We start from the raw sequence: 13,626 nt of genomic DNA, 5'->3' as shown, positions 1-13,626 counted from the left end.
AAATAGCTTATTTTAATAGAATTTAGTTCGATAAATGTTTTGATTATTTAAGAGAATTTATATCAAAAGTAATATGATTTATTTCAAGATGATAAATGATTCTTAAAAGTTTTCTTACACAATGACCTAAAGCGCAAAGATGTCCTTTGCCTTGACTTCGTTTTAAATGATAGTAGTTATTAAATGCAGGGTTGTGGCGTATTACAGGTATGATGACTCGATAAAGTGTTGCCCTTAGATATTTAGAACCTTTCTTGGTTATGGCTGTTTTATCAGCTGAAAATTCGCCAGATTCACTGATATATGGATTCACACCTGCAAATTTAATTAATTTTCCTGCATTTGAGTATTTACTTATATCACCAAGTTCAGCTAAAATAGAAGTACCAGTAATAATTGATATTCCTGGTATTGATGTGATAGAAGAATCTTGTGTGATGGCGAGTTCTTCTATTTTTTTATCTAATTCTTCAATTTGAGAGTTTATTAAATCAATACTGGAAATAACCGATTGAATGATAAAAGAAATAGAAACATCATGAATACCCACAGAATTAGAAGCTAATTCTTTTAAGTCTTCTGCTGAGAAGATATTACAGTATTTAAAACATTTTCTTAAAGAACGAATATCTGTATGTGCAATGGTATAGGCATCACCATATTTTCTTAAAATATTTAAATATGTAATGGTGTATTCATTATTAAATAATGTATTAAATTCAGGAAAAACAATATCAATATGTCTTTGAAGAATATTCTTCTTACGATTCATTTCAATTGTCAATTGTGTACGATAGCGCGTTAATTCTTTGGCCTCCTTTAATTTCTCATCTTGAATAGAGATGATGCGATAGTAATCTTTATCTAGGAGAGCTTTGGTAATTAAAATAGCATCTTCTTTATCGCTTTTAACAGTTTTTAAAGAAGCTTTTCTAAGGTTCTTAGTGGTAATAGGATTGATTAAAGCAACTTTATAACCTTTAGCCAATAAACAGCTTTCAATGGCAAAGTTATAGTGTCCTGTATCTTCCATACCGATTAAAAGTTCATCTTGTGTGTATTTATTAAGTTCGTCATAAAATTTTTGAAATCCATCTTTATTGTTTTTGAATAAAAAAGGATCACATAAAGATTCGCCAGTAGAAGCATCCATGATAAAAGCGGCATGTTTATATTTGGCAATGTCAATTCCAACAAGTTTCATAATTATCAATTCCTTTCTTAAGATGATTTGTGATTGTGAAATCAGATCCACTTCAAAGGTATCAAAAACCTGGTGTGTTCAGAATTCAAAAGACTCATACAACTAATAATAAATGCGATACAAAGAAGTGGTAAGATCCTTTCTGAAAAGTCAAAGCAATAAGGAAAAAAATACAAATCCACATTCACAATTACACATTTTAACACAACCTGAAGTGATACCAAATAATTCAGGTAGAAAGGAGAATTGGTATATTAGATTTATTACTCTTTGTATGAGTAACTTCAATATACCAGGAAGATTAAAGTGAGTAGAATATTTAGTAAAATAAAATATTTACTTGTTTTTTGTATTTCTCTTGGAATGATTGTTCCCACTTATGCAATAACAATAAACCAAACATCTCCAGCAAATATTATTAGGCCGTATACTTTTGGTTTCGGTAGTCAAGGAGACAGTGACGAAGGAGTTGAAGAGTTAGTTAAAGCTGGTAATTTTAAACATTTGATGTTTACTGATTCGACTGGTTATTCTATACCTTATTGGGTACATATTCCTACTGATGATAAGGGAAATCCAATTGAAAATTTACCATTAGTAATGTATATGCATGGATATTCAGATGGTGGAAATAATGAAATTGCCATAAGATATCACAATGCTGTAGTTTTTAGATTGATTCAGGAACAAGATAATCCTGATCGACAGGCTATAATACTTGTTCCTCAAACACCTAATGCAACTAATGGATTAAATGAAATTGATTATTTTAAAGATCAATGGGTTGGAATAAAAGGTGATGATAAATGGTCACAGTGGAATATTGAACAATGGAATATGGATGAAACTCCACGTACAAATAATTTAAATGCAGTTGTTGAATTGGTTGAAGCTGTACAACAACAAACAAAAAGTGATATAAATCGTGCATATGTTACTGGTATTTCTATGGGTGGCTGTGCAACTTGGGATTTAATTTCAAGAGATAATGAAAATATCTTTGCTGCAGCCGTACCAATTTGTGGAATTGGAGATCCTAGTAAAGCTAAAAATGCTCAAAATATTCCAATAAAAATGTATCATGGATTGAAAGATACAACAATTGATCATATTTCTTCTTTAAAAATGTATTCTTCATTAAGAAAATATGGAAATGTTTCTTTAGTTGAATATAATCAAGAGAGTCATCCATGTTGGAATGCTGCTTATAGTCCAATATTAGATGATGACAATGATGGAGTAAGTAACATTGATGATTTAATTAATTGGATGTTTAATCAATCAAAAAATGGAACACTGGATGGAAAGGTTGATAAAGATCCATTGATTTCAGTGTTATATGATGCAAAGCAAGAAAAAGAGATAAACTATTTACCTACACAATGGAATGAATTACAAGAAATAATTAAAAAAGCAGAAATATTATTAAATAATGAATGTACTGATAGTGAATTAAAAGAAATAATAAAAAAACTTGATGAAATTATAAGTGATAAGAAAACATCATATATAGGAATGTGGAACTTAGATGAAGGTAAAGGTAATACAATTACTGATACAGAAGGTAAGTATACAGGAACACTTCAAGGGGATGTAAGCTGGATCGATGGTGTTAAAGGAAGTGCCCTTGATTTCAATGGAAGTGGTTATGTAGATTTAAATATCGATGATCTAGAGGGCAACTGGAGTGCTGGAATGTGGGTAAAACGCAGTGAAAACAGTGCTACAAATACTGCTCTACTTTCAGGAGACCAAGGAGAAATCAAACTAGAACAATGGGAAAATACGACAAAGGTTGGAATTACAGAATTTGGAGTAGAAGATTATTCATTCAATTACACAGCACCAATCGATGAATGGGTACATTTAACATTTGTAAGTGATGAAAGTGGAACAACATTATATGTAAATGGAGAATATCAAGATCACTTAAATGTAACAATAAATGGACCGTTAAAAAGAATAGGAGCCAATGCTAAATCAGATTTAGCAGACACAGGAAGTTTATATGGTTCATTAGATGAAATAAGTGTTTACAATCGAGCTTTAAGTGCAGATGAAGTAAAAGAACTAGCTAAACTACCAGAAGTTGACAGTGATAAAACAGCATTAAAAATTGCAGTAGATTTAGCAAATGCAATTACAGCTGAAGATTTAGCTAATGTTGTACCAGCAGTAGCTGATGAGTTCATTGCAGCAAGAGATGAAGCTAATGCAGTATATAATAATGCTAGTGCTTCACAAGTTGAAGTAAATAATGCATTTGATAGACTTGCAAGTGCAATGCATATGTTAGACTTTGTAAAAGGTGATAAAACAGCATTAAAAGCATTCATCGATAAAGTAAGCGAATTAGAAGCTGCTAAATATACAGAAACTACATGGACAGCATTTGAAACAGAATTAAATGAAGCAATTGCTGTATATAACGATGAAAATGCAATGCAAGAAGAAGTAAATACAGCATACAGTGAATTAGTAACAGCATTCTTGAACTTAAGATTAATTCCAGATAAGAGCTTATTAGAAGAATTAATCAATCAAGCAAATGGATTAAACAAAGCAAACTATACAAAAGCATCATTTGATGGATTAACAAAAGCATTAAATGAAGCAAAAGCAGTATATGAAAATCCAAATGCCACTCAAAAAGAAGTAGATAATGCAAAATTTACATTAGAAAAAGCAATTGCAGGATTACAAGCAAGTACACCATCAAATGTAGATAACACAGTAAGTACACCAGTAAATAATGGTGATACAACTAAAAGTGTAAAAACAGGAGATAATGCACTAGTAGGAACATTAGCAGGGCTTGCATTATTAAGTGTAGCTGGATATACAGTACTTAGAAAAAAAGAAGATTAAAAAGTAAAATAACGTCTTAGTTAATAACTTTGACGTTATTTTTAAATGAATTAAATATTGAAATTAAAAAAATATATTAATGGTTTATTAGTTTACTATTTTGATGAAATTATTTATATTATTCTTATGAGCCATGCATTTATTATTTTCTATAAATTATTCTTTTGAAACAATATAAAATTGAATATAAATAAGTTGTTAAATTTATTGAAAGCGATTTTATAAAAAAAGTATAATGTTATATATATTATGTATGTAGGGGGAGGATGATAATAAGATAATATTTTTTATTAAGGTTATTTATTATATAGGAAAGAATAATTTAAAGGAAGGTAAAGGAAAGTGAAATTAAACAAAGTATTGTTATCATTAGTGATGACGATGTCTTTGGCAACAGGGATGATTGGGACAACTTCTGTAAATGCTATTGATGGTTATATTAGCGATGATGATTTATCAGATACCCAAACTGATGTGCCTAAGGCATGGGGAGTTACGCCTACAAATGAACAATATCGTTATCAAAAAGAGGAGTTAGCAGGTTTTGTTCATTTTGGGCCAAATACATTCAATGAAATTGAATGGGGAGAAAATTACGGTGATCAAACACCAGATGAAATCTTTAGATTAGAAAAAGATTTTGATGCTAAAACATTAGTGAAGGCATTTAAAGATGCAGGATTTAAAAAAATTATTGTAACGGCAAAACATCATGATGGTTTTTGTATATGGAATAGCCAATATACAGATTACGATGTGGCTAGTACAAGTTATAAAAATGGTGATGGCGATATTCTTGCAGAAATTTCTGAAGAATGTTCAAAATATGATATTGATATGGGATTATATTTATCACCATGGGATATCCATGCTCCTAGTTATGGATATTATGATGAAAATGGTAATCCTACAACTGCAGATAAAGATGTATTAGATTATAATGATTATTATGTTAATCAATTAAATGAAATTTTAGGTAATGACAAATATGGTAATAATGGTCATTTTACTGAAATTTGGATGGATGGTGCTAAAGGAAGCGGTGCAAACGCACAAGAATATGATTTTAAACGTTGGTATAATACTATCCAATCACAAGAAGGCGAAGAAGCTGGTTTTGACAGTGAATGTATGATTTTCCAATGTGGAGCAAATACCACAGTTCGTTGGATTGGAAATGAAAATGGATATGCAGCAAAAGATACATGGTCAAAATCAAATGTTAATGTTGAAGCTGATACTTGTGATGATAATATGCAAGGTAGTTATTCAGTAGGTTATGAAAATGGGAATAAGTGGACAGTACCAGAAGCTGATGCTCGTATTACTTCTGGATGGTTCTGGGGAACAAAAAAAATACGCCTAAAAGTATTACTGATTTAGGTAATATGTATTTTAATTCTGTTGGACATAATGCACCATTATTGTTAAATGTACCACCAAATACTGATGGAACAGTTGATGATCAAATATTAGAAAGGTTAGCTGAATTTGGACAAAATATTAATGAAACATTTGATGAAAACTTAGCTGCTAGTGCTGATGCTAAAATAGTAGCATCAAGTGTTCGAGGTAATGATATTACTTACAAACCAAGTAATGTTATTGATGGAAATGATAGTACATATTGGACAGTTGATGATCAAGGACAAAGTGGAACTTTATTAATTAATTTAGGTTCAACTAAGTCTTTTGATGTTGTATCAATTGAAGAAGCAATTCAATTTGGCTAAAGCATTAATGAATATAAAGTTGAATATCGAAATGGTGACGATGGTCAATGGAAAACAATGGATGAAGGTAAGACTATTGGTGCAAAAAGATTAGTTAGAACAGGAACTGTAAAAGCTGATCAAATTAGAATTACAGTTGATACAAATAAAACAGATGCCTTACCAATTATTAGTGAAATAGGAGTATATAAAACAAGTGAAGCATTTGAGTTAGCTGGTAGTGCTCCTGATGGAATGGATGTCATTGATATTGAAGATACAAATATCAATGATGGAGCTGGTTTTGCTTTTAGTGGTACATGGAATAAAGAAAATGGCACAAATTTTATTAATGGAACTAACCGCTATGCCTATACTGGTTCTTCATTAACGCTTACATTTACAGGAAGTAAAGTTTATTTATTAGGAACTAAAGATCCAAATCATGGTAATGCTACTATTACAATTGATGATGGAACACCAATAAATATTGATACAAGCGCTAGCTCACGTGCTACAGGACAAATGTTGTTTGCTTCTGATGATTTAACAGATGGGAAACATACATTAAAATTAGAAATTACTTCAAAAGCTGTTGGTATTGAAGCTGCATATGTTATTAATAATGGTGGAAAAGGAATGATTGGATTAGAAGCTTCTGAATATATAATGAACGAAGATGAAAGAATGAATGTAAAAATTGTTCGTGTAGGAGGAACTAATGGAACAATTTCCGCTAAATTACAACCTAATCCAGGAACAGCAATCCAAGATGACTTTAATACTGAATTAATTAGTAATATTGTTATGGAAGATGGAGTAAAAGAAGTTACAGCTCCAGTAGAAACAAGAAGAAATACTAATGCTACTGGTGATCGTATGTTTAGTATTGAATTAACAGATCCAAGTACAGATTTGATTTTAGGATTTAATGATAAGGCAAATATTACAATTAGAGATACTGAAACAAGTTTCTTAAAAGAATTAAATGAACTTATTAAATCAGTAGAACATAAACAAAAAGATTGGTATATTAGTGGTTGGGAAGATTTTGAACAGGCATTAGCATATGCAATCGAAACTGCTAACACACAAAATGTAAGTGTTACACAGATACAACAGGCAATAACTGATTTAAATAATGCAGTAAATGGATTAGTAGAAAGAGAAAAATATGCTAAAGAAGATCCATTTATTTTCCCAAAACAAATCGGTGATGTATCATCACTTGAAGCTGAATTTGCAAGTGAAATTGTAAATGATCCAAGTAATGATAATGGTTGGCCATGTATTGTAACTGAAGGTTCATGGGCAAGTAATGGAAAATTTGTTGATGCAATCCTTCAAGGAGATGTTGTTAAATATAACTATGATGTTGAAACTGCGGGAATATATCATGTAAAAGCATATTATCGAAGTGGTTCAAATGCTAACAAACTATCATGGTCAGAAGAAAATGGAAAAATTGAAAGTGGTGAAGTATCGGCTGATGCATCAAGTACTGCTGAAACACATATTGCAGAATTTGATTTAAATATCTTAGAAGCAGGTGAAGGTATTTTAGTGTTTACTGGACCTGAAGGAAAATCACCACAATTAGATAAACTAGAAATTGAATGTATAGAATTACAAGTAGATAAAGCTGCTTTAAACGAAAAAATAAAAGAAGCAGATAGTTTAAATGTAGCTAATTATACAGATGATACATGGAAAGTATTACAAGAAGCATTGACTAATGCTAAAACAATTGCAGCAAAAGAAGATGCTACCCAAGAAGAAATTGATAATGCATATAATACTTTAACTAATGCGATTGATAATTTAAAACCAGTAGTAACTGATGTAGATAAAACAGCATTAAAGATTGCACTAGATTTAGCTAATGCAATTACTGATGAAGATTTAAAAGATGTAATACCAGCAGTAGTTGATGAATTCAAAGCGGCTAGAGATGAAGCTGATGCAGTATACAATGATACAAGTGCAACACAGGCAGAAGTAAATAATGCATTCGATCGACTTGCAAGTGCAATGCATATGTTAGACTTTGTAAAAGGTGATAAAACAGCATTAAAAGCATTTATCGATAAAGTTAGTGGATTAGAAGCTGATAAGTATACTGAGGATACATGGACAGCATTTGAAACAGAATTAAGTGAAGCAAAAGCTGTGTATAACGATGAAAATGCAATGCAAGAAGAAGTAAACAATGCATACAGTGAATTAGTAACAGCATTCTTGAACTTAAGATTAATTCCAGATAAGAGCTTATTAGAAGACTTAATCAATCAAGCAAATGGATTAAATGCTGTAAATTATACAAAAGCAACATTTGATGGATTAACAAAAGCATTAAATGAAGCAAAAGCAGTATATGAAAATCCAAATGCAACACAAGAAGAAGTAGATAATGCAAAATTTACATTAGAAAAAGCAATTGCTGGATTACAAACAGTAACAACTGATAACACAGTAAGTACACCAGTAAATAATGGTGATACAACTACAAGTGTAAAAACAGGAGATGAAAGCTTAACAGGAATGTTTGCAACAATCGCATTATTAAGTGTAGCTGGATATACAGTACTTAGAAAAAAAAGAAAATTAATGTTTAGAGGTAATGGTCAAAAGTGCCATTACCTTTAATTTTGTGTTAGAATATAGAAAGGAGGTTTAGTGATGAAAGAAAGTATGCACTATTTAACTAATTATTATCAGTTAAGAGAATTTGTATTAATTAGGATGTTAGAAATTATTAAACAAAGATATTATGCTAAAGAAAATGGTGTTGTTTTTTTTGGTGATTCAATAACTCAGTATTGTGATTTGGATAAATACTATCCAGAAATTTTAAATAAATATAATTGTGGACTTGCAGGAATTAGCTCTAAAATATTATTGAATTTTATTGATGAGGGAGTTATTAAGTTTAAACCTAATAAAGTTGTTATTATGATTGGAACGAATGATTTAGGTGATACCGTAATGGAAAGTCCTCGTGATATTGCATTAAATGTTAAAGAGATGGTTGAATTAATACATTATAATTGTAAAGAATGTAAGATATATGTAGTATCTCCATTACCATGCTTGGAAAAGGAATATGGTTATAAAGCATTAAAAAAAGGAATGCGTAGTAATGATATGTTAAAGATAATTTTTAAGGAATTTAAAAAAATAATTCCATATGATTATGTTACCTTTATTAATGCTTATGGTTCATTGTGTAATAAAAAAGGAGAACCAATTGAAGATTATTATGTTGATGGTTTGCATATCAATGATAAAGGATATTTAGCTTATACAAAAACAATTAAAGAAATATTGGAGAATGATTAAAGGTAAGATTATGGCTGAAATATTAATTGTAGAAGATGAGATAAAGTTAAGACAAGAATTAAAAGTATTTTTAAATAATAATGGTTTTAAGACAAAAGAGATTATTGATTTTGATGATACTTTAAAACAAATGCTTTGTTTTGATGGTGATTTGATTTTATTGGATGTAAATTTACCTAATGTAAATGGTGAATTTTTATGTCGAGAATATCGCAAAATTGCTAATAAACCAATTATCATTGTGACAAGTCGAAATAGTGAACTTGATGAATTGATGTGTATTAATTATGGTGCAGATGATTTTGTAACTAAACCATATAATCCATTGATATTGCTTGCAAGAATTGAAGCTGTTTTAAAACGTACTAATCCTAAAGAAGAGCTAACAATTAATTATCAAGATATATGTTTAGATGTTTCCAAAAGCAGTATTATTAAAAATAATCAAGTAGTTGATTTATCGAAAAATGAATTAAAGATATTTTATTATTTATTATCACATCGAGGGATGATTATTTCTCGTGAAAAATTAATGTCTTATTTATGGGATAGTGATATGTTTGTTGATGATAATACTTTAACTGTTAATATTAATCGTTTACGAAAGAAATTAGAGGATGTTGGTTTAAAAGATGTGATTTTAACTAAAAGAAAACAAGGGTATATTATTTTATGAGTTTAAAAGATTATATAAAAGATCAAATTATTAGTATTGTAGTAGCTGTAGTAATAATTTTATTAAGCTGGGTAATATTATGGATATTTAATTTACATTTATTTTTAATAACGTATCTGCTGGTGTTATTTGGGTTTGGATATATTTTTTTATTTAGTTATAATTATTTACGTAAACGTAATTATTATAATAATATGATTAAGTTACTTGATAGATTAGATCAAAAATATTTAATTACAGAATTATTAAATAAACCACATTTTCTTGAAGGTAAAATTATGGTTGATAGTTTATATGAAATTGATAAAGCGATGAAAGAACATATTAATGAAATTCGTTATCAACATAGTGAATTAAAAGAATATATTGAAATGTGGTGTCATGAAGTAAAAACACCACTTGCAACATGTTTAATGATCGTTGAAAATAATCCTAATTCAATAAATCAAAGTATCCAAGAAGAGTTGATTAAAATAGAAAATTATTTACAGCAAGTTTTATTTTATGCTCGTAGTGAAAACGTTGAAAAAGATTATTTAATCAAAGAAGTTAATCTAAATGATGTAGTTAATACAGTTATTAAACAAAATAAAAAAGATTTAATTAGTAAAAGAATTAAAATTGAATTAAATAATTTAAATATTCAAGTATATAGTGATAAAAAATGGTTGGAATTTATATTAAATCAAATTATTAATAATGCTATTAAATATATAAACCAAGATCCTGTTATAATTATAAGTGCTAAAAAATATCAAGATCACGATGAATTGATGATTAGTGATAATGGAATTGGAATTTTGAAAGATGAAATTGATCGAGTTTTTGATAAAGGATTTACTGGAACAAATGGACGAAGTAATAAAAAAAGCACAGGTATCGGTTTGTATTTATGTAAAAAACTTTGTTTACGACTTAATCACGAAATTAAGATTTCTTCTAATGAAAAAACAACAGTAACAATTATTTTTCCTCATAGCTCTTTTATAACCTTACGATAATGTAAGGTTATGTTATTTTATTCGATGGTTTAAAATAAAATAATCATTATAATGATTATTGAGGTGAAGATAGATGGAAAAAATATTAAGAATTGAAAATATTGAAAAATATTATGGTAATAAAACAAATCTTACTAAAGCAATTGATAATATTAGTTTTGATATAAATGATGGTGAGTTTGTTGTTATTATGGGGGCTAGTGGCAGTGGTAAAAGTACTTTGCTTAATTGTATTTCGACGATTGATCGAGTTACTAGTGGACATATTTATTTGAAAGATCAAGATATTACAAAATTAAAGGGACGAAAATTAACTAAATTTAGAAGTGATTCTTTAGGTTTTATTTTTCAAGACTTTAATCTTTTGGATACTTTGACAGCTTTTGAAAATATCGCTCTAGCTCTTACAATTAAAAAAACTAATTATAAATTAGTTGATGAAAAAGTTAAACAGATAGCTATTGCACTAGGAATTGAAAGTATTTTAGATAAATACCCATATGAAATGTCTGGAGGACAAAAACAACGTGTTGCTTGTGCTAGGGCTATTGTTGGTGATCCTGATTTAATTTTAGCCGATGAACCAACAGGAGCCCTTGATAGTAAATCAGCTAAAATGTTGCTAGATAGTTTAAATGCTTTAAATCAAAAATTAAATGCGACAATTTTAATGGTTACTCATGATTGTTTTACAGCTAGTTATGGTGATCGAGTTATTTTTATTAAAGATGGTAAATTGTTTAGTGAAGTTATTAAAGGAGAACATTCACGAAAAGAATTCTTTAATATGATTATGGATGTTCAAACAGTATTAGGCGGTGAGCTAAATGAGCTTATTTAAACTAGCGTTTAAAAATATCAAAAAAAGTATTAAAGATTATTCGATTTATTTTATTACTTTAGTAATTGCAATTAGTATTTTTTATTTGTTTAATTCATTAGATAGTCAAACTGCAATGTTAGCTTTAAATGAGTCAACTAGAAAAATGGTACAGGCATTAGTTAATGTAATAGGTTCTCTTTCGATATTTGTTGCTATTGTATTAGGTTTTTTGATTGTTTATGCTAATAATTTTATCATTAAAAGAAGAAAAAAAGAAATTGGGATTTATTTGATGCTAGGAATGTCAAATATTAAAGTATCGATGATTTTAGTTCTTGAAACTATTTTAGTTGGAATTATTTCTTTAATAACAGGGATATTGATTGGAATTGGTCTATCGCAATTAGTTTCTGTTTTTGTAGCAAAGTTATTTGAAGCTGATATGACTAAGTTTAGTTTTGTTTTTTCGAGTGATGCTTTGATATGGTCAGTAATTAGTTTTAGTTTGATATATGTAATTGTAACGGTTTTTAATTTAATTACATTAAATCGTTTTAAATTAATCGATTTATTATCAGCAAAGCGTAAAAATGAAAAAGTACGAATTAAAAATAACTGGTTAATTTTAATTATTTTTATAATTTCTTTGATAACAATTGGATATGCTTATAAATTACTTTATGATGGAGCAATTTTAATAGTTGGAAATGATTTTATTAAAATGATTATATTAGGTAGTTTAGGAACATTTTTATTTTTCCTATCAGTATCTGGTTTTTTATTAAAAGTTATTTCGCTTAGAAAAAAACTTTATTATAAAAATTTAAATATTTTTATTTTAAAACAGGTAAGTAATAAAATTAATACACATGTAGTTTCTACAACTGTAATATCTTTAATGCTGTTACTTACAATTGGAATTTTATCAGCATCTTTATCATTAGCAAATGCATTGAATGAATCGCTTTCTAATAATACACCATATGATTTTTCAGCAGCAACTAATGAAATAAAAAATATTGATGAATTAAAAAATAGTAAAGATTATCAATCAATTGTTGCAAAAAGTTTTCAATATCAAAGTATTATTTTTGATGATTTAACATACAGTGATTTTATTTCACAAAATAGTGATTTATATCTTAATATGGATTATTTAAAACAAGAATCGATAATGGCAATAAAAGAAAGTGATTTTAATAAATTAATGGAATTAGCTAATAAAGATAATCAAAAAGTTGAATTGAGTGACAATCAGTATATCTTAGTATCAACTTTACCAATGTCATTAGAGTATTATAATCAGTTTATAAAAGATAATGGAACAATTCAAATTGCCAATAATACTTTAAATAGTAAATTAGATCATGTTTTAGAACTTTCAATAACTAATAGTAATGGTAATCAAGGATTTGTTGTAGTGAGTGATAATGTTGCTAAAAAATATGGTCATGTAGAAGGAATTACTTATCTTGTAGGAAACTATGAAAATAATAAAGAAGTTTGTGAAGAGAAATTTAACAATATGATGGAAACTTATAATTTGGATCATTCGTTTATTGATGTATATACAAAGCTTGAGTTAAAAACTGCAGGAATTGGTAGTAGTGCAATGTTTACTTTTATTGGTTTGTATTTAGGTATTGTTTTTGCGATTGCTAGTGGTACAGTACTAGCGATTGAACAATTATCTGAAGCTGCTGATAATAAAGAACGTTATCGTATAATTAATCAATTAGGTGCTAGCAAACCAATGGTTAATCGTAGTTTATTCATTCAAATTGGAATTGCATTTATGTTCCCGCTTGCAGTAGCTTTGATTCATAGTTTAGTTGGTTTGAATGAGATTAATCATATAATTAGTTTAACTGCTAATATTGATATTGGTGATAATATTTTAGTTACTACATTATTTATTATTGTTGCATACGGTGGGTATTATTTTGCTACTTATCTTGCAAGTAATCGAATTATTAATGAATAGCCCTTAGGGGCTATTTATG

Annotated in this window: 10 protein-coding genes; 9 read left to right on the top strand and 1 reads right to left on the bottom strand. The window is 28.4% G+C overall.

Annotated elements, in window-relative coordinates; all coding sequences use genetic code 11:
* Positions 1–43 precede the first annotated feature (43 nt).
* On the bottom strand, positions 44–1,204 hold the full coding sequence (locus NQ543_RS09200; RefSeq protein ID WP_004609000.1) for an IS110 family RNA-guided transposase: 1,161 nt from the start codon (positions 1,202–1,204) through the stop codon (positions 44–46).
* Between the two features lie 306 nt (positions 1,205–1,510).
* Here NQ543_RS09200 and NQ543_RS09195 point away from each other — a divergent pair, with 306 nt between their 5' ends.
* The 9 genes from NQ543_RS09195 to NQ543_RS09155 all read left to right on the top strand — a co-directional run bounded on the left by NQ543_RS09195 (position 1,511) and on the right by NQ543_RS09155 (position 13,607).
* On the top strand, positions 1,511–4,072 hold the full coding sequence (locus NQ543_RS09195; RefSeq protein WP_004609662.1) for a LamG-like jellyroll fold domain-containing protein: 2,562 nt from the start codon (positions 1,511–1,513) through the stop codon (positions 4,070–4,072).
* Positions 4,073–4,414: 342 nt separating this feature from the next.
* A complete protein-coding gene (locus tag NQ543_RS09190; protein WP_050752808.1) occupies positions 4,415–5,455 on the top strand; it encodes an alpha-L-fucosidase in 1,041 nt (346 codons plus the stop codon).
* A gap of 5 nt (positions 5,456–5,460) precedes the next feature.
* Positions 5,461–5,805, top strand: a complete 345-nt coding sequence (locus NQ543_RS09185) for a hypothetical protein (RefSeq protein WP_004609664.1) — start codon at positions 5,461–5,463, stop codon at positions 5,803–5,805.
* 57 nt (positions 5,806–5,862) lie between these two features.
* Positions 5,863–8,430: an FIVAR domain-containing protein gene (locus NQ543_RS09180; protein ID WP_004609665.1), complete on the top strand. Its 2,568-nt coding sequence runs from the start codon at positions 5,863–5,865 to the stop codon at positions 8,428–8,430.
* Between the two features lie 33 nt (positions 8,431–8,463).
* Positions 8,464–9,123, top strand: a complete 660-nt coding sequence (locus NQ543_RS09175) for a GDSL-type esterase/lipase family protein (RefSeq protein ID WP_039904019.1) — start codon at positions 8,464–8,466, stop codon at positions 9,121–9,123.
* A 10-nt stretch (positions 9,124–9,133) separates the two neighbouring features.
* Entirely contained in the window at positions 9,134–9,799 is a 666-nt protein-coding gene (locus NQ543_RS09170; RefSeq protein WP_039904082.1) for a response regulator transcription factor, read from the top strand.
* Positions 9,796–10,800: a sensor histidine kinase gene (locus NQ543_RS09165; RefSeq protein WP_004609668.1), complete on the top strand. Its 1,005-nt coding sequence runs from the start codon at positions 9,796–9,798 to the stop codon at positions 10,798–10,800. The genes NQ543_RS09170 and NQ543_RS09165 overlap by 4 nt, the downstream gene beginning before the upstream one ends.
* Before the next feature lie 73 nt (positions 10,801–10,873).
* Positions 10,874–11,641 (top strand): ABC transporter ATP-binding protein, encoded by a 768-nt coding sequence (locus NQ543_RS09160; RefSeq protein WP_004609669.1) that lies wholly within the window; start codon positions 10,874–10,876, stop codon positions 11,639–11,641.
* Entirely contained in the window at positions 11,628–13,607 is a 1,980-nt protein-coding gene (locus NQ543_RS09155) for an ABC transporter permease (RefSeq protein ID WP_004609670.1), read from the top strand. The genes NQ543_RS09160 and NQ543_RS09155 overlap by 14 nt, the downstream gene beginning before the upstream one ends.
* The last annotated feature ends 19 nt before the right edge of the window (positions 13,608–13,626 follow it).

Origin of the sequence: Thomasclavelia spiroformis DSM 1552 (assembly GCF_025149465.1) — a bacterium.
Lineage (GTDB): Bacteria > Bacillota_I > Bacilli_A > Erysipelotrichales > Coprobacillaceae > Thomasclavelia > Thomasclavelia spiroformis.
The sequence above is the reverse complement of the archived record's forward strand: the minus strand, read 5'-3'. Positions and strand labels throughout refer to the sequence as shown.

Bases quoted from the DNA above. Each gene is read 5' to 3' on its own strand.
- NQ543_RS09200 (WP_004609000.1), bottom strand. From the start codon at position 1,204: ATGAAACTTGTTGGAATTGACATTGCCAAATATAAACATGCCGCTTTT.
- NQ543_RS09185 (WP_004609664.1), top strand. From the start codon at position 5,461: ATGTATTTTAATTCTGTTGGACATAATGCACCATTATTGTTAAATGTA.
- NQ543_RS09180 (WP_004609665.1), top strand. From the start codon at position 5,863: ATGGATGAAGGTAAGACTATTGGTGCAAAAAGATTAGTTAGAACAGGA.
- NQ543_RS09175 (WP_039904019.1), top strand. From the start codon at position 8,464: ATGAAAGAAAGTATGCACTATTTAACTAATTATTATCAGTTAAGAGAA.
- NQ543_RS09170 (WP_039904082.1), top strand. From the start codon at position 9,134: ATGGCTGAAATATTAATTGTAGAAGATGAGATAAAGTTAAGACAAGAA.
- NQ543_RS09165 (WP_004609668.1), top strand. From the start codon at position 9,796: ATGAGTTTAAAAGATTATATAAAAGATCAAATTATTAGTATTGTAGTA.
- NQ543_RS09160 (WP_004609669.1), top strand. From the start codon at position 10,874: ATGGAAAAAATATTAAGAATTGAAAATATTGAAAAATATTATGGTAAT.
- NQ543_RS09155 (WP_004609670.1), top strand. From the start codon at position 11,628: ATGAGCTTATTTAAACTAGCGTTTAAAAATATCAAAAAAAGTATTAAA.